The organism is Spirosoma harenae (assembly GCF_054776975.1).
This window is the reverse complement of sequence record NZ_BAAHBD010000054.1, coordinates 420,602-440,350: the sequence shown is the minus strand read 5'-3', so window position 1 is coordinate 440,350 and position 19,749 is coordinate 420,602. Positions and strand designations below refer to the sequence as shown.

The window sequence follows — 19,749 nt, the reverse complement described above, 5'->3', positions numbered from 1 at the left end:
TCAGCAAATACACAGGTCTGGATCCAGCGGTGGGTGGTTCGGCGGATACCAACTTTGGTATTGATATTGGTAACTATCCAGTGCAACGGGGCTACAACGTAGGTCTAAGTTTTGGTTTCTAATTTTTCGATAGATATAAACTCATGAAAAAACCAATGTTCAAAGGCGTTATTTTGACAGCAATGTGTTCGCTGATCACCTTCGCCTGTTCAGAAAGTTTTCTGGAAACCCCAGCCACTGGGGCTTTAACCAGTACTCAGCTCACATCGCGGGCAGGACTGGATGGGCTGCTGATCTCAGCGTATTCCCAGCTGAATGGACGCGGCTATAACCAGGCAGCCGCTTCGCTGGACTGGGTGCGTGGTTCGGTATCGGGTGGCGACGGCAACAAAGGCTCCAACTCAGGAGACTTTAACTCGCTGACCCCCTTTATGACCTACCAACTCCAGACAACAGCAGGAGATGTTGAACAGAAATGGCTGGCGTTATACGAAGGAGTTAGCCGCTCTAACATGGTCTTACGTATGCTGGCACAAGCATCGGCTGATGTAACGGCGGCTGATAAAACCCGGATTCAGGCCGAAGCTCGCTTCCTGCGTGGTCACTATTATTTCTGGCTCAAGCGGCAGTTCAACAATACCCCTTACGTCGATGAATCGGTCGATTACGGCACCGGCGTTGAGAAAGTGACGAATGATGCTGATCTGTGGCCTAAAATCGAAGCTGACTTCAAGTTTGCCGCGGATAACCTGGCCGGTGCTCCCGGTGCCGTTGGACGAGCCAATAAATGGGCCGCTACCGCTTATCTGGCCAAAACCTATCTGTATCAGAAGAAATACGCTGATGCCAAAGCCCTCTTCGACCAGGTCATCGCCAATGGGACGACATCGACAGGCACCAAATATGCCCTGGTCGATAGTTACACGGATATCTTCAATGCCGCCAAGGAGAACAACTCGGAGTCGGTATTTGCCGATCAGGCAGCGGCCAACGCGGGTAGCTCGGATAACGCCAACCCCAACCTGAACCTGAACTTCCCCTACAACACAGGTTCGAACGGTCCAGCGGGCTGCTGCGGCTTCTTCCCGCCCAGCTTCGAATTGGCCAACTCATTCCGGGTAACGGCTACAGGATTACCGTTGCTGGATGGATCGTACAACAGTGCGGCTAACCAACTCAAGACGGATCAAGGCGTTGCTACGGCTGCGGCTTTCACGCCCGATGCGGGTCCAGTCGATCCTCGCCTGGACTGGTCAGTGGGTCGTCGGGGTATTCCCTATCTGGATTGGCAGGTTCACCCTGGTCAGGACTGGATTCGGGATCAGGGCTTTGCGGGTCCATATTCACCCAAGAAGTTCATCTTCTACAAATCGCAGGATAAGGTGCTGACGGATGGTAGCTCGTGGACGGATGGCTATATGGCCCTGAACGTCAACTTTATCCGGTTTGCGGATGTATTGTTGATGGCGGCTGAGTGTGAAGTAGAAGTCGGGAGCTTAGAAACTGCTCGCACCTACGTGAATATGGTTCGTAACCGGGCCGCTAAATCAGACTATTGGGTGAAGACATCGGCTGGCGCGAATGCGGCCAACTACGTAATTGCTCCCTATCCGGCTTCTCAGTTTGCTACGAAAGATGGAGCTCGTGCAGCAGTGCAATTTGAGCGCAAGCTGGAGTTATCGGGCGAAGGTCACCGCTTCTTCGATCTGGTACGTTGGGGCACAGCCGCTACCGTGCTGAATGCGTTTGTTGCGTATGAAGGTAGCAAACTGCCAGTAGGTTATGCGGGTGCTAAGTTTACGGCCGGTCGGGATGAGTATCTGCCCATTCCGCAGAACCAGATTGACCTGCAAGGCAAGACGGTGCTGAAGCAGAATCCTGGCTACTAAGCCCATTTGCATTCCATTAAAAAAGCCCGACCTGTTTAACAGGTCGGGCTTTTTTAATGTCGACTAGTATGAATTAGTTTTCAATGAATGCTATTCAAAATTCAGGACTAACGTTATCGAGTGCGTAGTTAATTTGTTAATGCCTACACCTGCTACATTATTTGTCGGATTGAATAGATTAATGAGGCCGTGTGAGAACCGTAATTCAGGCGCTAGTTTAAAATACTCAAAAAATTGCTCGAAGCCAATCCCATATTCAATAGCAACATCTTTGGTCTTTGTACTTAGTCGACTCGCTCCCTGAAGCTCTTTCCGACGCACATTACTTTCGATACTAAATGTGGCTCCTGCCAGTAAATACATTCTGGTGTTGTTGCGTCGTTCCGATTTGTACTTGAGCAACAGGGGAAAATCAACCCAGGTTGATTCCCGCGTTTCAATTTTATTTGTGCCTCCCGGATAATCGTAATGGACTTCCCGGCTAAAAAGCGATACGGATGGCGTAAATCGTAAATCATACCGTTCATTCAAATACAGATTCACTACCCCTCCTACCCGAAACGCAACTTTATTGGGCGAGTGAATCCGATAGGCGGAGTCAGCTGTCAGAAACGCAGGACTATAGCCAACACTAAAACGAGTGACGGGTGCTGCAAAGAAAAAGCCGTAGTGGATTTCTTTATCATCGTAGAGTTCAAGGTGTTTCCGAACGTATTTATAGGATGTTTGCGCCTGGCTCTGAAACTGAACTAGAAAAATCAGCAGAACTAGAATAGCGATACCACGCGATCCTATGAACCGAATTTGCTGACTCGTTAGGGTTAAGCCGGTTTGTGACCTATGTAAATTGAGGCAATTCCGAAAGTGAGCGGTATCCATTTAGTATTTGTAAATCCGGCTGCTTCATAAATCCGCAGAAAGTCGGGACCGTCGGGGAAAGCCTGCACCGATTCGGGCAGGTAGGTATAGGCCGATGCGTCTTTGCTTACCACGCGCCCAATGAGCGGCAGAATCGTTCGAGAATAAAACGTATATAGTTGTTTAAAAGGCGTCTGACGTGGATTCGAAAATTCCAGCACCACACACATACCTCCAGGGCGCGTCACCCGGTTCATATCAGTCAATCCTTTCAGTAAATTCTCGAAGTTACGCACCCCAAACGAAACGATGACAGCATCGAATTCATTGTCTGAAAACGGCAAACGTTCGGAATCTCCCGACCGAAGTTCAATAATGGAATCGAGACCGCGCTTCTTTATTTTTTCGCGCCCGATAGCCAGCATGCCTTCCGAAATATCGACGCCGATGATTTTTTCAGGTTTTAACGACAGTGCTTCAAGAGCGAAATCGCCCGTACCCGTTGCAATGTCGAGAATGGTTTTCGGAGCGTACGGTTTCAATTCACGAATCGCCCGTTTGCGCCAGAGAATATCAATACCGCCACTCAATACGTGATTCAGCAGGTCGTATTTCGGCGAAATGCTATCAAACATTTCAGCGACCTGTTCACGTTTGGAGGTGTCTTTATCTTTATAAGGAACGACTGCCATAACTCAATGATAGAATTGTTGAATGACTGAATGATAGAATTTTTCGATAACATTCAATCATTCAACAATTCTATCATTCAATCATTCACAAAGGTAGTGCCATAACGGGAGGTTTTGGGTGAAAGTTTGTCATTTTGATAGGGAATGTCTAGTTTAGATGCAATCCCGTTCGCTTATCTACAACTTGATTGACTATGCTTCCTTTCTTTTTTTCAACCCTTCTGGCAATCCAATCTTTACTAACACAGCTTCCAGGTAAGGACGACCCGGATCCTAAAAAAGTGCATCAACTCCACCAGCGTATCCTGACACTCGATACCCATGCCGATGCGCCTATTATGATGCAAAAGCCAGGTTTCGATGTAGGTATGACGCACGATACCAAGCGCGACGAGTCGCAGATTGATTTTCCTCGGATGAAGCAGGGTAACATGGATGCGATGTTTTTTGCCGTATACACGTCACAAGGTCCTCGGACGGATTCAGGTCATGCTGAAGCAAAACGGAATGCACTGAACCAGTTCGATTTAATTCATAAGGCATTGAAAAAACATGCTGATCAGGCCGAACTAGCGACAACGCCAGCCGATGCGTATCGGATTCAGAAACTCGGCAAACGAGCGGTTTTCATCGGCATGGAGAATGGCTATCCGGTTGGCAAAGATTTGTCGATGCTCAAAACGTATTACGATCTCGGCTGCCGCTACATGACGCTGACTCATTTTGCGAACAATCTCATCGGCGATTCATCGACCGATCCCGACGGACCAATGTATGGCGGCTTAAGTGATTTCGGCAAACAGGTCGTACCGGAAATGAATCGACTAGGCATTTTGATCGACGTATCGCACGTAGCTGACAGCACATTTTATGATGCGTTAGCTTTATCAAAAGCGCCACTAATTGCTTCGCACTCGAACTGTCGCGCCATCTGCGATTTTCCGCGTAATATGACCGACGACATGATCAAAGCGATTGCGGCCAAAGGGGGCGTTGTACAAGTGAATTTTGTGAGCGATTACCTCAAAAAGCCCTCGGATGCGCACCGGGCGGCTAAAACTAAAATCCGTATGTCGCGGGTGGGTAAAGTATCGACTCCCCAAATGGAAGCTCGTATCCAGGCCATGAGTGATTCCGTTTCAAAGATGTACACCAACGAACGAGCCAGCTTATCCGACATTGCCGACCACATCGATCACATTGTCAAAATTGCCGGTATCGATCACGTGGGTATTGGTTCTGATTTCGACGGCGGTGGTGGTGTAAATGGCCTGGAAGATGTCAGCCAGATCGAAAACCTGACCGCTGAACTTGTCCGTCGAAAATACACAGAAGCGGATATTGCCAAAATTTGGGGAGGGAATTTGTTACGCGTTTTAGGCCAGGCAAAAGTGAAGAATTAAGGGCATGGACTCAATCGGGATTGTGTATTTGTGTGGTGTGCACAGCCTCGGGTTCGCAATTTTTCATGCGTTTTTCTGGAAGATTTTTAATTGGAAAACCGATTTAAAAACAAGTAGCCTACCAACCAGAGCCATTATCCAGATTTCAAACCTGCGGCTGATTCACATTTTTCTGCTCAGCGCCGTACTATGTTTCTGGGTACCCAGCGAGTTAGTTAGCACGAAAGTCGGCCAGATTTTTCTGGCAGGTATGGCGTTATTCTGGTTTGGACGAACGATAGAACAGGCTATCTTTTTACCTTATAATCAGGCTTTTATTTATATTCTAACTAGTCTGTTTATGCTGGGAGCTTTGCTATTTACACTCCCGCTATTGCTGTAAATCCACTAGTCGCTCAGTCTAAAAAGTTAACGTTTTCGTTAGTAAACCATTTTTATGTCTCCCGAAGCTGTTTTCAAATTGGCGAGTGCGCTCGTGCTACCTCAATGGTTGCTGATGGCCTTTGCTCCGCGTTGGATCGTAACACGATGGCTGATGAATACGTATGCAATTCCGGTCATTATGGGTGTCATTTACATCATCTACCTGTTTAGTGGTGGCCTGATTGACTTTAATGCGTTTGGTACATTGCCTGGTGTTAAAAATCTATTTGCCAACAGCGTTGATGGGGTCATGCTAGCCGGATGGGTACACTATCTCGCCTTCGACCTGATAGCGGGTTCGGTGATTGTCCGCGACGCGCAGGAAAAGTCAATTCCGCATTGGTTTGTGATTATACCGTTGTTCTTCTGCTTTATGCTTGGACCAGTTGGGCTGCTGCTCTACTGGTTGATTCGATTCGCTCGCACGCGCAGTTTATCCGCTTGATTCGTTTATTGATTTGACTTAATCGTCGAACAGAAAACTTATCAGCCTACTGCTTTAGCTGTGGGTATGGAAGAAAATAGGTAATGCCAAAACGGTTTCTACAGTTGGTTAACATTAGGAAGATACTTTTTTTAAGAACTCTAGTTAATTACGTTGACGTAACTAACCGCCGAACTCCCCGTGTCTGTGTCCTCACAGACACCTATGCGTCAGCCAACGCTACCCTCCGGTAAGGGGTCTGTGAGGACACAGACCTCGGAAACGGTATCACCTATTTTCTTCCATACTCACAGCTAAAGCAGTAGGCTGATAAGTTTTCTGTTCGACGATTAAGTCAAATCAATAAAATGAACTAGAAATGAGGACCTTCTTCAACACACTTCAACGTCGAAACCCTATCCTTTACGGTACTGGTTGGCTATGTCTTGTTGGTACAGTCATATGCGTTGTAGTATCTTTTTTTACGCATACGCAGGTTTTAGGTATTAATGCCTTCATAAAACCCGCCAAATTTTTCATATCGATTGCTCTGTTCTGCTGGACGATGGGATGGTTTACCGGTTTACTTCCTCAAAGGCGAAAAGTGACGATCTATAGTTGGGTAATTGTCGTGGCCATGCTTATTGAACTTGTGATTATTACCGGCCAGGCTGCTCAGGGGAAATTATCGCACTTTAATATCAGTTCTTTCTGGAACGCCCGACTTTTCGATGTAATGGGGCTGGCTATTACAATAGCAACCTGCTGGACCATTTACATTGGTTATCTGTTCTTCAAGTATCCACCAACGGCCATAAAGCCCGCCTATCTGTGGAGTATTCGACTTGGCATTGTTGGATTCGTTTTATTTGCGTTTGAAGGATTCGCCATGGCGGTTCGATTGGCACATACCATCGGGGCGCCCGATGGTGGTCCTGGCTTACCTGCCTTAAACTGGAGTACACAGTATGGCGATCTACGCGTTGCCCACTTCTTCGGAATGCATGCCTTACAACTAATTCCCTTGTTTGGTTATTACGTTGCCCGACGCCCATTTCAGGTCATTTTATTTTCTCTTGTGTACGTTAGTGTCGTCACACTTCTGCTTGTAGAGGCTTTTATGGGAAAACCTTTGCTGTCTGGTGTATGAAATTGACGGTAAAAAAGCGCTGCGTTCATCTTTACAAAGAAAACCTGTTCGGCAGGTATCAACGTCATACTTCTATTTCTCGATGAACCGCTCCGATTTTCTGAAAACATCCGCTCTTGCCAGTGCTACACTCATCACCGACCCGACTCAGGTTCGGGCATTTATTACCCGTCGGCCCGCCGAAAAATACCGTACGGCACTCATCGGTGCAGGTTGGTGGGGGAATAATATTCTGCGGTGCGCTGTTCAGGCGGGTGAATCGAAAATTGTAGGGCTTTGTGATGTTGACACGCGACAACTCCAAAAAACGAGCGAAGAGTTGAATAAACTCACCACGGATAAACCAAAATTATACCGGGATTACCGGGAAATGCTGGCAACTGAGAAACCTGATATTGTGATTGTTGCCACGCCCGACCACTGGCACCCGCTCGCAGCGATTGCGGCTATGAAAGCGGGGGCACACGTGTACGTAGAAAAACCCATTAGCCATACCATCAACGAGGGCAAAGCTATGGTGAAAACGGCTCGGCAAACGGGTCGTATTTGTCAGGTTGGTATGCACCGACGGGTGTCGCCCCACAACGTATCAGGGATGGAGTTTTTGAAGTCGGGGAAAGCAGGCAAAATTGGAATGGCGCGGGCATTTGTGTACTACGGTGGTGGTGCCGGTCAGCCAACGCCCGACACCGAAGCGCCTAAAGAAATGGACTGGAACATGTGGTGCGGTCCCGCTCCACTACGAGCCTACAATCCAGCCATGCACCCCAGAGGGTGGCGCAATTTTCTAGACTACGCCAATGGCACCCTCGGCGATTGGGGCATTCACTGGATGGATCAAATTCTGTGGTGGACCGACGAAAAACACCCCCGCAAAGTATACTCTACCGGCGGACGACCCATTCGCCGGGATAGCACCGATGCGCCCGATCATCAGGTAGCGACATTTGAATTTGAAGGTTTTACTGCGGTATGGGAGCAGCGAAATTTTGCCGCGAACAACGCTGAAAAAACGCATCCAGGGCAGGCTGTAGGTGTTTATTTCTACGGTACGGAAGGAACGTTCCATATGGGCTGGCTCGACGGCTGGACATTCTACCCATCCGATCCGAAAAAACCAGTCATTCACCAGGACGCCCAACTTGACAAGCCTGACGATCAGAACATTGCCTTGCTCTGGGCTAATTTCCTGCAAAGTATCAAAGACAATAAAAATCCAGTCTGCGATATTGAAATCGGCCACCGTTCCACAAACATGGCGCTGTTAGGCATGCTGTCGATGAAACTCGGCCGCAGTGTTGAATGGGACGGTAGCCAAATCAAGAACGACCCCGAAGCCAATAAACTCTTAAGTCGCGCGTATCGCGGTGAGTGGCAGTATCCGGTTTAAACCACTACCATTCGATCGGATTCGTAAGACATTTTGATGAGGTATTCGCCCCAATTGATAAAATCGTCTTCCTCATTGGTAAGTAATTGGTGTTGTACTTTTTGAACGAGTGCTAATAAAGCGTCGCCCTGTTGATCGGCGAAGCGTTCGAGCATGGTTCGGAGGGGTAAGCGTTCACTGATATTGCCGATGAGGAAGTCGTCTGAAAATCCATAGGAGAACGGCAAGATGTTGCCGCGTTCGTCGATCACTATCTCACTCAGAAAACTATTTAGCAATCCTTCGCCCTGTTCGCCTGATGCGCGAAGCAAGCTTTGCCGGGTAATCATATCCAGTTGCAACTGCATCTTCGGTTCGTACTTCTGCTTCAGATACGTGGTCAGGATAAATACTTTATGACGCATCAAATCGTCGATACTTTGGCCAATCATATCGGTTTCGGCCCGGCCCGTTTCTTCAAGTAAATGTAACTGCAACAGATCGGCCTGATGCGAATTCGCCCAATCGCCCAGCCATAATAACGACTCCCAGCTTCGCCGGCTCACCGAATGGATAATACCCATTCGGGCAACTTCCTGCCGAACAATCTGAACACCTTCGGCCATTTTCTCAAAAGCTTTCGGCGAGTTGCGTACATAATTGTGTAATTCCGGCGGACCATCCACACTTATCGCTACCAAATCCGTCAATGACAACAACTGACGATTGTAGGCTGATTTCAAGAGCATTCCATTGGTTACTAAAGCATTTGTAAAACCAACCGAACGGCTAAACTGGAGTAAATCCTCCAGTCGTCTATACAAAAATGGCTCACCACCCGACACACTCATGACATCATATTGTTCCTTCCGAGCGTCTACTAAAAAAGCGGTCAGATCATCAAAATTCAGTTCCTGTTTATAACCGGGTGCCGAGTGTGAATAGCAATGCAGACACGTCAGATTACAGGCCAGCGTCGGGTGAATCTGAATGATGTGGTGCCGCCGGGTTGGGGCGGCACCTTCGACAGCTGAATCCGTTTGGAATTGGCAGTTCGTCGTCATCCTACTTGTGCATTGAGAGCAATGTGCGCATCGAACTCAACCTGGTTGATCGCAACAACGCCGATCTTCCGCAAAATCATTTCCTCAATCATCTGCTGAACCGTCATTCGATTGAGCAAACTCATTTTGTCCAGCGGCACTCTACCCGTAATAACAAGCGTATCGGGGAACGGAATGCCGCGCCATTTCCAGCGTTCCAGCAGAACGCCTTCGTCCAGAAAGGGCTTCAGACTTGTTGAGATGGCTTTCAGCTCATCTTTTTTGACGTTAGCACTGCTCAATTTCCTGAGCAGTGCCTGTTCGAATGAAGCATGATCAACTTTAGTTTCCATTGTTTGGACAGATTAATGTGAACGATTGAAGCCGTTCTTATCAACGACTTGGCAAATGTCTTCTAAGCAGACGGTGCTTTTTAGCGTTAAAACCCTGCTTTTGCAAATGCATAAATCACTGATTATCCGAGAGAACGTCGTGAGGTAATTTCACGACCCAGATACGTAGTCTGCCCTCCGCATATAGTACTGATCGGAACTAGTTTTGGCGCGACTACCTACGTATTTTACGTCTAGTAGTTTCTGATTTTCGGAGTCTTTTCACACAATCTGATCACGTAGATACCCTTACACCTATGCCTTCGTCCAGACGAGATTTTCTTTTTCAATCCACGCAGGTAGCGGCCGGAATGAGCCTGACGGCTACGTTACCTACGTCGGCCAAACAGCACGTTGCTCCTTCCGATACTATTCGTGTTGGGCTGATCGGTGTGAATAACATGGGTTGGGCCGATTTAACGTCGATGCTTAAAAATTCCGACGCCGTTTGTGTTGCTTTGTGTGATGTTGATAGCAATGTGCTGAAAAAACGGGCCGATGAACTGGAAAAGAAAACGGGCAAAAAAGTTACGCTTTACAGTGATTTTCGAAAGCTTATCGAGGATAAATCGGTCGACGCTGTGATCATTGGTACACCCGATCATTGGCATTGTTTGCCTGCTGTATACGCTTGCCAGGCGGGTAAAGACGTGTACGTGGAGAAGCCGCTTGCCACAACTATTGAAGAATGTAATTTGATGGTAGCGGCAGCCAAACGCTACAACCGCATCATTCAGGTCGGCCAATGGCAACGTAGCGGTGAGCACTGGAAAACGGCGCTGAATTATGTTCAATCGGGTAAAATTGGTACCGTTCGTTCCGTGAAAACTTGGGCGTTTATGGCGTACGGCAAAGAATTTCCGCGTCGTCCCGACGAGCCTGTTCCGGCTGGTGTCGATTATGAGATGTGGCTTGGCCCCGCTCCTAGCCGACCCTTTAATCGCAATCGCTTTCACGGTACTTTCCGCTATTACTGGGATTATGCGGGTGGATTAATGACCGACTGGGGGGCTCACATGATTGACATTGCACTCTGGGGAATGAATGTATCAGCCCCCAACTCGGTCGTGGCCACGGGCGGCAAATTTGGTTTTCCGGATCAAGACGGCGATACGCCTGATACTATGCAGGTCGTTTATGAGTACGACAAGTTTTCGGTGTTGTGGGAACAGTCATTAGGCACCATGCGCGGCCCGTATGATCGCGATCATGGCGTAGCGTTCATCGGGAATCTGGGAACGGTGGTAATTGATCGGGGGAAGTGGGAGGTTTTACCCGAAGTTGACCAGGGTCGTTATCTGGTTCCAGCACAACCTTTACAATATGGAAACGGCAAAGATCTGGACAATCACACTCGTAATTTCCTGGATTGCATTCGCTCCCGAAATCAACCAAACTGTCCTGCCGAAGCCGGACGCAATGTAGCCTTGCATTCACATCTGGGCAATATTGCCTACCGAACGGGGCATAAACTTGTTTGGGACGCCAATCAGGGGGTTGTCGCTGGCGATACAAACGCTCAGACATTAGTAAAAGCGCACTATCGTTCCCCTTGGGTTCTGCCGAAGTTATCCTGAAGATGTACAACGTTCAAACTGGAACGCGCTGCCCGTACATCTGTATCCCTGGACCAGCTAATTAACGAATGATAGCTTATTATTACTGTAAAGGCACTGGCAATCCATGGAAGGAATATACCATAATTTCGGCCATTCTGGGCAATTCACGACTCACATCGAATAGCATAATCGTTGCTGGTGAATGGAATGTAAAAAAATGTACAAGCGATGAACATTATGGATTCGTTAAGACCATTACGCTGTGGATTTCAGTCCGAATGGACTAGCTGTCTTTCAGATTTGTTGATGGCTTTATGGCTCATCGCTATACTTCTATAATACGTTTATTAAGGCTACCTCCCTGAACAATATCTTTTTTACACAGTTTTAACGATACTTAGAGTTGACTTAACTACCAAATAATAAAATATAATATAGGAATATTTAAATAATGAACCGAAGAATTAATAACTTGTTAAAATAGTTATTCTATAGTTAAATAAGGTATGTGCTATGAAAAACACTATCTATCCAAACGCCAATAAAGCAGCTATTCCCTATTCTTACGAAGCTAGTTTGAACAACTGGCTGGAGGAAACAGCCACTTTCTATCTTTATTACAAACAGTTAGCTCCGTATGTCAATCAAGCGCTGGTTCCACAGAAAATCCGCCTGATCAATCGCCATCTTCATTGCCAGTGTACCGTTAGCCAATTGCGAAAATTTCTTAGTAAAATGCGAACTGCGTTGAAACATCTATTACATGATATGGATGTTGTAGACTCTGATCATGTGCCCGTTACGAGTCAGTTTTGCCGAAAGTTAATTGCTCATACTCGCATGTTACATCGACTTAATGAGGAAGCCCGGAAAATGAATCTGGTAGCGGCAATGACCGAAAACTGAGTACTCAGCCTACCAAGCAAAAACACGTGTATTCAATAGTGTAAGTCGAAGGTGGTTTTTGTCCTTCTGACGCAGGAAGAAGCTGGAGATATCCTTATTTATGAGTGATGATACGGTATCAGAAGGACAAAAGCACGCATTTGTAACGTTTTCCCAAAAGTTTAAACAGGTTTGTCAGCAAAAAACGTCAGTGCGCCTACACTGACGTTTTTTGTTTTCATCTGGATATCAGTTGAGGAGAACTTTCAGATCTAAGTACGGGGTGGCAGTTTGTAGTCAAATTTTACCAGAATAATAACAAATAAAGCAGTAAGAGAATGCCTATATATACTTAATAAAAATTGGCCGGGTATTTGATAGTGAATGAGTTAGGCAAACCTATAACAGATATGAAAATCGCAGGAATGACATTAGTTGGATTACTTGCTGGCGTCCTGATCGGAGGCTGTTGTTATTTCATCTGCACCCTGGCTCATATCAATTTGATCTGGGCTTATTTATTGGCAGCGGCTATCGATGTGGCTGGTTTTATATGGCTTTATAAGCGATACGAACAGAAAGCCGATGCTGCCGAATTGTTACCACAGGCCGATAATAAGGCTGAAAAAGTTACTCCTGAAACGACAGTGTCGAACGAAGAGTCGCAACCTAGCGAAACTCCGGAAGAAGTTCTGGTTTAGCCGACAGTACAAAGCTACCACTGGAAAAATGCGCTGATTTACAGTGCATTGAAATTACGTATAGTCTGATCTAAACATATTTTTAATAGAAAAGCCCCTTCCTATCCGGTTGGGGCTTTGTCTTTCTATCTCTTAATGGGCTAGTTACGGTGAATGTACACTTAAGACTCTACTATCTGGCAATAGTAACAATAGGGTTTATATTTTCTTTTGCCTCTTTTAATCAACAGCTTACGTTTAGTCATTTCAGCTTAGTACCATCAATAATCCATCCTATTGCTGTCCTCTTTTGCAGCCATTGCTTTTTTTCTCTACATCCATACAACTCCTGATCAGTTTGACTATACATAGCTCTTTGTCAGCAGGATAAGCATAATTACTTATATAATTCAATTTTTCAAAAAAATAATTAAAAAACGACTAAGTGTTTTTGTAAACCTTAATCGTCTTTATACACGAGCAGCTCACTCAACGACTATAACGTTCAGTAATTCCACATACACCTAGTTCCTGTCCCGGCGTCGGATGCAAATACTTTTTAAAATCCCGGAGCATTAACTAAACGAACCCTTAACTATATGGAAAAATCAGTACGTATTCTACTCCTTCTGGGAGTAGCGCTGGGAGGAGTACACCCTGGCTTTTCGCAAACACTAGCCAGAGCCCAACACAATCAATCGAAAGAAGTATTCGCAGCCCCTGCAATTCGTAGGCTAAAAGATGTCCTCAAAACATTGCAGGATCATTACGCCACGGACATTCTATTCTTCGACCGGAGTGTTGATGGATTGACCGTTCGCACCGATGCCATTCATCTGGATACGAAAATTGACGACAATCTGAATACGATTTTAAAGCCATTGGGCCTGCGCTATAAAAAGGCAAAAAATGGCGTTTACGTGATCATTGCGAAAGAATCGAATGGGAAAGCCGAACTCAACAGCGCTCGTCTGATTGCTCCCGTACCTACTCCGTTAGAACTAGCTGCAACTGAACCAGAGAGCCGGCAGGCTGCGACGACCGAACCCACAGCTGTATTAACGGAGAAAGTGCGCATAGCCGACATTTCGGTTCAGGGTACAGTATCCGACGAAAAAGGTGAAGGGTTACCGGGCGTGAGCATTCTACTCAAAGGGACCCAGAAAGGAGCGACTACCGACGCCAATGGCCGCTATAAACTGGATGTTCCAACCGCAGCTTCTACGCTGATTTTCAGCTTTGTCGGCTATGTTTCTCAGGAGATAGTCGTTGGCAATCGGACAACGCTCAATGTAACGTTGGAAATTGATAATAAGACACTGAGTGAGATTGTTGTGATCGGGTATGGCTCCATTGAAAAGAAAGATTTGACCGGATCAGTTGCGTCGGTCGGGAGCAAATCCATTCAGGAAGTGGCCGTACCTCGAGTTGATCAGGCGTTGATGGGAAAAATTGCGGGCGTTCAGGTGAAACCCGTTTCGGGCGAACCTGGAGCAGCTCCACAAATTAGAATACGGGGTGTGGGCAGTATTTCGGCTGGAGCGGGTCCGCTTTACGTGGTCGACGGCTTCCCGATTTCCAGCATACAAACCCTAAACCCGAACGACGTCGAAACAATTGACGTCCTGAAAGATGCCTCGGCTACTGCCATTTACGGATCGCGGGGTGCCAACGGGGTTGTTATTATTAATACAAAACGTGGTAAATCAGGCAAAGCAGCGATTAACTTCAGCTATCAGTTTGGGTTCCAGAAAATTGCCAAACGGCCGGCCTTACAATCTGGACTGGAAGAAGCCCAGCACTATTTCGATGGCGTTCGAAATCGGAACCTCGACGAAGGCAACGATGTATCGGGTGATCCACTCAAGTGGAAAGCACCTGTCCCACAAACTATTCTGGATGTGCTTTCGGGAAAAATAACGACCAACGAAGATCCGCTGGATGCCATTCTACGCACAGGCCCTCAACAGCAATATCAGTTAAGTGCTACAGGTGGAACCGAAAACATCCGATATGCGGTCAGTGGCGAATATTTAAATCAGGATGGGATTATTCTCAATACCAATTTCAAACGGTATTCGGTACGGGCCAACTTCGATGCCAAACTATCGCCAAAACTATCGCTGAAAGTTAATCTGAACCCTTCGTATACCGACAAATTCAATGTTGGGGGAGTAAATGCTGAAGACTTAGCCACGTTCTCCGATATCACGAACAACCCCCTGTATAATGCACTGGTCATTCCAACCTATCAATCATTATACAATCCTGACGGTAGCTATTATCCGTTTGGCAACGGGCTGGATGCGGTCGTAACCAGTAAAAACCCACTGGCGCTGGCCAACGAAGTGAAAGCCCGACAGAAAGGAATTGGCTTTCTTGGCAATACGTTCATCGAATACTCGATCCTGAACAATCTGAAGGTGAATGTTATGCTGGGCATCAACCTGATGAGCATTAAAGGAAGCTATTTTAAACCGCAAATGGCCGCCTTTTTAAATGAACTGGCGTCGGGAACCGATAATGCCTCTCAGCGATTAAACTGGATTACGGAAACAACTGTAAACTACACAAAGAGTGTTGGCAAACACAACTTTACCGGATTAGTCGGATATACCACGCAGAAGGAAACCTACGAATCCAACACGCTGACCAGTAACCGTTATCCGAACAACCTGGTCCCTACGTTGAGTGCGGTGAGTGGTATTCTGACAGGCGGTTCATCAAACATAGCGGAGTGGTCGTTGCTCTCATATCTAGGCCGAATTAACTATAACTACAACAGCAAGTATTACGCAACAGCTTCTGTCCGAACAGACGGCTCATCCCGTTTTGGCGAACAAAATAAATACGGTCTTTTCCCATCGGTTGCCTTAGCCTGGCGGGTTTCCGACGAAAATTTCATGAAGGATGTGCGGTTCGTCAATGAACTGAAATTACGAGCCAGCTACGGGAAAACCGGGAATAACAACATCGGGAATTACGACCATCTGGCAACGATCAACTACGAAAAATACGTACTGGGCGGAACGGGTGTTGGTGGCTATTCGCCGGGAAGACTCTCTAATCCGAACCTCACTTGGGAAACGCAACAGCAGGTCAATATTGGGGTAGACCTTAGCTTCCTTAGCAATCGGCTGGCGCTGACACTGGACCATTTCCGGTCGAAAAACTCCGACTTGCTGCTAAACGTAAACATTCCGGACATCACGGGTTTCAATACGGCCTTGCAGAATATTGGCGAAGTGCAAAATACCGGATGGGAAATCTCCCTGAATACGGTGAATACGCAAGGAGCCTTCAAATGGCAGACGTCGCTTAATTTTTCAGCCTACCAAAATAAAGTTACCCGTCTTGGTCCCTCCGGCGACCCCATTATTGCATCTCAGGGCGGTAACATCACCATGATTGGCCAGCCTATTGGCATGTTCTACGGCTGGCTAACCGACGGCATCTTTAAAACCAAAGCAGAACTGGACAAAGGCCCCCTCTGGAATCCGGGTGGCCGGGATGCTTCGCGCGTAGGTGATGTTCGGTTTGTTGATGTAAGTGGGCCCAATGGCGTACCCGACGGGATTATTAACAGTTTCGACAAAACCATTATGGGTTCGCCCTATCCTGATTTCTACTACGGCATGACCAATAGTTTTTCGTATAAGAATCTGAGTCTGAGCGTCAGTTTGCAGGGCGTACAGGGCAATAGTGTACTGGCTTTATCGCGCGAACAATTAGCCAACGACCGCGCCCGATTCCGCCAGTATGCATTCATGAATAATTACTGGAAGTCGGAATCTGAACCCGGTGATGGTTATTCCGTTCGCCCGAACGACGTACCAACCGGAAACTTTAGAGGTACCTATAGCCAACGCTGGCTGGACAACGGCTCTTACCTGAGAATCAACAACATCGTTCTTGGTTATGCGCTGCCTGAAGACATTGCGAAAAAGGCCCGATTGAGCTCAGTACGCTTGTCGGTTACCGCCAACAATCCATTCCTGTTTACCAAGTTCATTGGCTTCAACCCCGATGTTAGCCGGACAGATAGCCCACTGACACCCGGCAACGAACGATACGACTATCCGACCTCGAAAAGTATTTTGTTTGGCATCAACATTGGCTTCTAACCCTTCTTCTGTCCATGAAAAAGACAATTTCTATAGTGGCAATGGTCCTATTGGTAATGACCTCCTGCCGAAAGGATTTTATCGAAATTCTACCTGTCGATACCGTAACGGTCGATGTGTTATACAAAACTGATAAAGATTATCAGGATGCGATTGTCGGTATCTACGGCATCTATCAGGATCAGTACGCCAATATGTACAACTTCGGCGATATACGGGGTGATGACGTATGGGATGAACTAGTAAAAGGAACGGCAGGTGCAGTCGACAATTTTACATTAGCGAATGACGATGGATTGCTCATCAATACCTGGCGAAATTATTACAAAGCCATTACGCGCGCCAATACAGTACTGGAACGCATTGCCACAGCCGATGCGTCCATCACTAATAAAAACCGGCACATTGGCGAAGCCGAATTTCTGCGAGCACTGGCTTATTTTGATCTGGTCCGAATTTTTGGCGATGTCCCGATGGTGACCAAGTCATTAAGTATTGCGGAATCCTACGCAACACCGCGCGAAAAAGTTGACAAAATTTACGACGAAGTAATCATCAAGGATTTACTGGATGCCGAAGCCAAACTACCCACCAGCTATGCCGGTTCCGAGGTAGGTCGGGCAACGAAAGGAGCGGCCAGAGCCTTGTTGGGAAAAGTGTATCTGACCCGGAAAGATTTCACTAAAGCCGAAGCGAAGCTACAGGAAGTGACTACAATGGGCTACGCGCTGCTCCCCAACTGGGCCGACCTTTGGGATTATACCAAAAACGAGCACCACAGCGAATACATCTACGACATCGAATATGAGCAGGGATTAGGGGGAGAAGGCAGCATTTATACCAATCGCTTTACACCCAAAGTCACGTCGATGATCGCATTTTATGGCATCGCAGGTTCAGTTGACGATCAGAATACACCCCATCAGGTATTGTTCGACTTATTTGAAGCCAAGGATAAACGGAAAGACATAACGGCTGCCAGAGGCTATACCGACGCAACAGGCAAGTTCATTCCTCTGCTGGTATCGTCTAACAATATGTCGGCTTACACCCGAAAATACATTGTTAAAATCAGTACAGCGAATGATAGCCCGGCCAACTGGAAAGTAATCCGATATGCCGATGTTTTGCTGATGTATGCCGAAGCCTTAAATGAGAACGGTAAAACTGCAACGGCCTTGCCTTATCTGAATCAGGTTCGAACGCGCGCTGGTATCGATGCGCTGGCAACTGGAATAACTCAAACCGCCCTGCGCGATCAGATCGTTCTGGAACGTCGCCGGGAGCTGGCTTTTGAAGGGCATCGCTGGTTCGATTTGGTACGTACCGGACAAGCGTTTACGGTCATGCAGAAATACGGAATGAAGGCACATCATACGGTATTCCCCATTCCACTGGCTCAGATTCAGTTAATTAACAACCGCACAATTTTCCCCCAAAATCCGGGGTATGATTGATTAGCTAAGTTTAAGAATACAAAAACCAATTTGTCATGCTGACGAAGGAAGCATTTTAAGGCATCTTAATTCGCTAGCTAGGGTAATTGAAGATGCTTCCTTCGTCAGCATGACAAAAAAGCTAATTGTTTTCAACCTACTTAATCATATGCCTTATTTCATTAACCACAAACCAGCTTAACCAAACCATACATCATGAAGACAATCAAAAAGACCTTTCTGCTGCTTTTGTGTGGCATACTCTTTATATCAGCAACGGCCTGGATAACCTCCTCTGGCAATAAACTAACCACGAAAGCGCCGAAGCCAGCACCCAAAGTACAGCGATTGCTTTATGTAGCAACGCCGGGTATTCGAAACTACCTGGGTTACGGTGGTCATGGGATACAGGTATTCGACATCGACAATAATCACAAGTTTGTGAAGTTCATTAAGACCCCAGGTGGTTTATTGCGAAAAGAAACGCCCTCCCCTACGGGTAAGATGGAAAAAGGTATTCCATCGAATGTAAAGGGCGTTGATGTGAGTCTGGCCACCAACTGCATTTATATCAGCACACTGGAAGCCATTCAATGTATCGATCTGGTTACCGAAAAAACGCTGTGGGAAAAAGAATATGAAGGCGGGGTTGACCGCATTTCGATTTCGCCTGATGGAAAAATCATCTATGCGCCATCACTCGAAAAAGGGCATTGGAATGTCGTGGATGCTAAAACGGGGGATATGATTACCAAAATTGTCACCAACTCTGGAGCCCATAATACGATCTATGGAGTCGATGGGAAAGAAGTCTATATGGCCGGTCTGAAATCAACTATGCTGAACGTCGCCGATACCAAAACCCATACTGTTTCCAGACAGGTTGGTCCGTTCGGTGCCGAAATTCGTCCCTTCACCGTCAATGGTTCGCAAACGCTCGTATACGTGAATGTCAACGGATTACTTGGCTTTGAAGTTGCCGATTTAGTGACCGGGAAATTCCTGCATCGTGTGGTGGTTCAAGGCTGGAATGTTGGTGAAGTACGACGCCATAGTTGCCCTAGTCACGGCATTGGCCTGACGCCCGACGAAAAAGAACTCTGGGTATGCGACGGTCATAATCTCCGTCTGCACGTCTTTGACAACACAGTGATGCCGCCGGTCCAGAAAACGACGATTGCCCTAAAGGATATGCCCGGCTGGATCACATTTAGCCTCGATGGTAAGTATGCGTACCCCGCAACCGGTGAAGTCATCGACGTAAAAACGCGCAAAATCGTAGCCAATCTGGAAGATCAGGACCACAACGATGTGCAAAGCGAAAAAATGGTGGAAATCCATTTCAAAGACGGTAAACCCGTTGCGGCTGGCGATCAATTTGGTCTCGGTCAGGTGAGAAAACCGATGAAGAATTAATATAGT

General features: G+C 46.8%; 16 protein-coding genes. 12 read left to right on the top strand and 4 right to left on the bottom strand.

Features of this window, described 5'->3' with window-relative positions:
* The first annotated feature begins 143 nt into the window (after nucleotides 1–143).
* Nucleotides 144–1,889: a RagB/SusD family nutrient uptake outer membrane protein gene (locus ACYVE4_RS34035; protein WP_461044888.1), complete on the top strand. Its 1,746-nt coding sequence runs from the start codon at nucleotides 144–146 to the stop codon at nucleotides 1,887–1,889.
* Between the two features lie 90 nt (nucleotides 1,890–1,979).
* Here ACYVE4_RS34035 and porT read toward each other — a convergent pair whose 3' ends face one another.
* Nucleotides 1,980–2,768, bottom strand: coding sequence for a type IX secretion/gliding motility protein PorT/SprT (gene porT / locus ACYVE4_RS34030; protein WP_461044887.1), 789 nt, complete (start codon nucleotides 2,766–2,768; stop codon nucleotides 1,980–1,982).
* A complete protein-coding gene (ubiE, locus tag ACYVE4_RS34025; protein ID WP_461044886.1) occupies nucleotides 2,711–3,439 on the bottom strand; it encodes a bifunctional demethylmenaquinone methyltransferase/2-methoxy-6-polyprenyl-1,4-benzoquinol methylase UbiE in 729 nt (242 codons plus the stop codon). Before ubiE ends, porT begins: the two co-directional genes overlap by 58 nt.
* A gap of 194 nt (nucleotides 3,440–3,633) precedes the next feature.
* Between ubiE and ACYVE4_RS34020 the strand changes: the two genes are divergently transcribed.
* The 5 genes from ACYVE4_RS34020 (at nucleotide 3,634) to ACYVE4_RS34000 (ending at nucleotide 8,229) form a co-directional block, all read left to right on the top strand.
* Nucleotides 3,634–4,842: a dipeptidase gene (locus ACYVE4_RS34020; RefSeq protein ID WP_461044885.1), complete on the top strand. Its 1,209-nt coding sequence runs from the start codon at nucleotides 3,634–3,636 to the stop codon at nucleotides 4,840–4,842.
* Between the two features lie 4 nt (nucleotides 4,843–4,846).
* Nucleotides 4,847–5,224, top strand: a complete 378-nt coding sequence (locus ACYVE4_RS34015; RefSeq protein ID WP_461044884.1) for a hypothetical protein — start codon at nucleotides 4,847–4,849, stop codon at nucleotides 5,222–5,224.
* Between the two features lie 54 nt (nucleotides 5,225–5,278).
* Nucleotides 5,279–5,710: an ABA4-like family protein gene (locus ACYVE4_RS34010; RefSeq protein WP_461044883.1), complete on the top strand. Its 432-nt coding sequence runs from the start codon at nucleotides 5,279–5,281 to the stop codon at nucleotides 5,708–5,710.
* A gap of 358 nt (nucleotides 5,711–6,068) precedes the next feature.
* Entirely contained in the window at nucleotides 6,069–6,839 is a 771-nt protein-coding gene (locus tag ACYVE4_RS34005) for a hypothetical protein (protein ID WP_461044882.1), read from the top strand.
* 82 nt (nucleotides 6,840–6,921) lie between these two features.
* Nucleotides 6,922–8,229 carry a Gfo/Idh/MocA family protein gene (locus ACYVE4_RS34000; protein ID WP_461044881.1) on the top strand — a complete coding sequence of 436 codons (1,308 nt, stop codon included), beginning with the start codon at nucleotides 6,922–6,924 and terminating at the stop codon, nucleotides 8,227–8,229.
* On the opposite strand, the gene ACYVE4_RS33995 is transcribed toward ACYVE4_RS34000, so the two are convergent.
* A complete protein-coding gene (locus ACYVE4_RS33995; protein WP_461044880.1) occupies nucleotides 8,226–9,272 on the bottom strand; it encodes a radical SAM protein in 1,047 nt (348 codons plus the stop codon). The two genes, ACYVE4_RS34000 and ACYVE4_RS33995, sit on opposite strands and share 4 nt — an antisense overlap.
* Nucleotides 9,269–9,604, bottom strand: a complete 336-nt coding sequence (locus tag ACYVE4_RS33990) for a hypothetical protein (RefSeq protein ID WP_461044879.1) — start codon at nucleotides 9,602–9,604, stop codon at nucleotides 9,269–9,271. Before ACYVE4_RS33990 ends, ACYVE4_RS33995 begins: the two co-directional genes overlap by 4 nt.
* A gap of 296 nt (nucleotides 9,605–9,900) precedes the next feature.
* Between ACYVE4_RS33990 and ACYVE4_RS33985 the strand changes: the two genes are divergently transcribed.
* From ACYVE4_RS33985 to ACYVE4_RS33960, 6 genes are all read left to right on the top strand, one after another.
* On the top strand, nucleotides 9,901–11,220 hold the full coding sequence (locus ACYVE4_RS33985; protein ID WP_461044878.1) for a Gfo/Idh/MocA family protein: 1,320 nt from the start codon (nucleotides 9,901–9,903) through the stop codon (nucleotides 11,218–11,220).
* 495 nt (nucleotides 11,221–11,715) lie between these two features.
* On the top strand, nucleotides 11,716–12,108 hold the full coding sequence (locus ACYVE4_RS33980) for a hypothetical protein (protein ID WP_461044877.1): 393 nt from the start codon (nucleotides 11,716–11,718) through the stop codon (nucleotides 12,106–12,108).
* Nucleotides 12,109–12,497: 389 nt separating this feature from the next.
* Nucleotides 12,498–12,788: a hypothetical protein gene (locus ACYVE4_RS33975; protein WP_461044876.1), complete on the top strand. Its 291-nt coding sequence runs from the start codon at nucleotides 12,498–12,500 to the stop codon at nucleotides 12,786–12,788.
* A 578-nt stretch (nucleotides 12,789–13,366) separates the two neighbouring features.
* Entirely contained in the window at nucleotides 13,367–16,891 is a 3,525-nt protein-coding gene (locus ACYVE4_RS33970; protein WP_461044875.1) for a SusC/RagA family TonB-linked outer membrane protein, read from the top strand.
* Between the two features lie 14 nt (nucleotides 16,892–16,905).
* A complete protein-coding gene (locus tag ACYVE4_RS33965) occupies nucleotides 16,906–18,348 on the top strand; it encodes a RagB/SusD family nutrient uptake outer membrane protein (protein WP_461044874.1) in 1,443 nt (480 codons plus the stop codon).
* Between the two features lie 195 nt (nucleotides 18,349–18,543).
* A complete protein-coding gene (locus ACYVE4_RS33960; protein WP_461044873.1) occupies nucleotides 18,544–19,743 on the top strand; it encodes a YncE family protein in 1,200 nt (399 codons plus the stop codon).
* The last annotated feature ends 6 nt before the right edge of the window (nucleotides 19,744–19,749 follow it).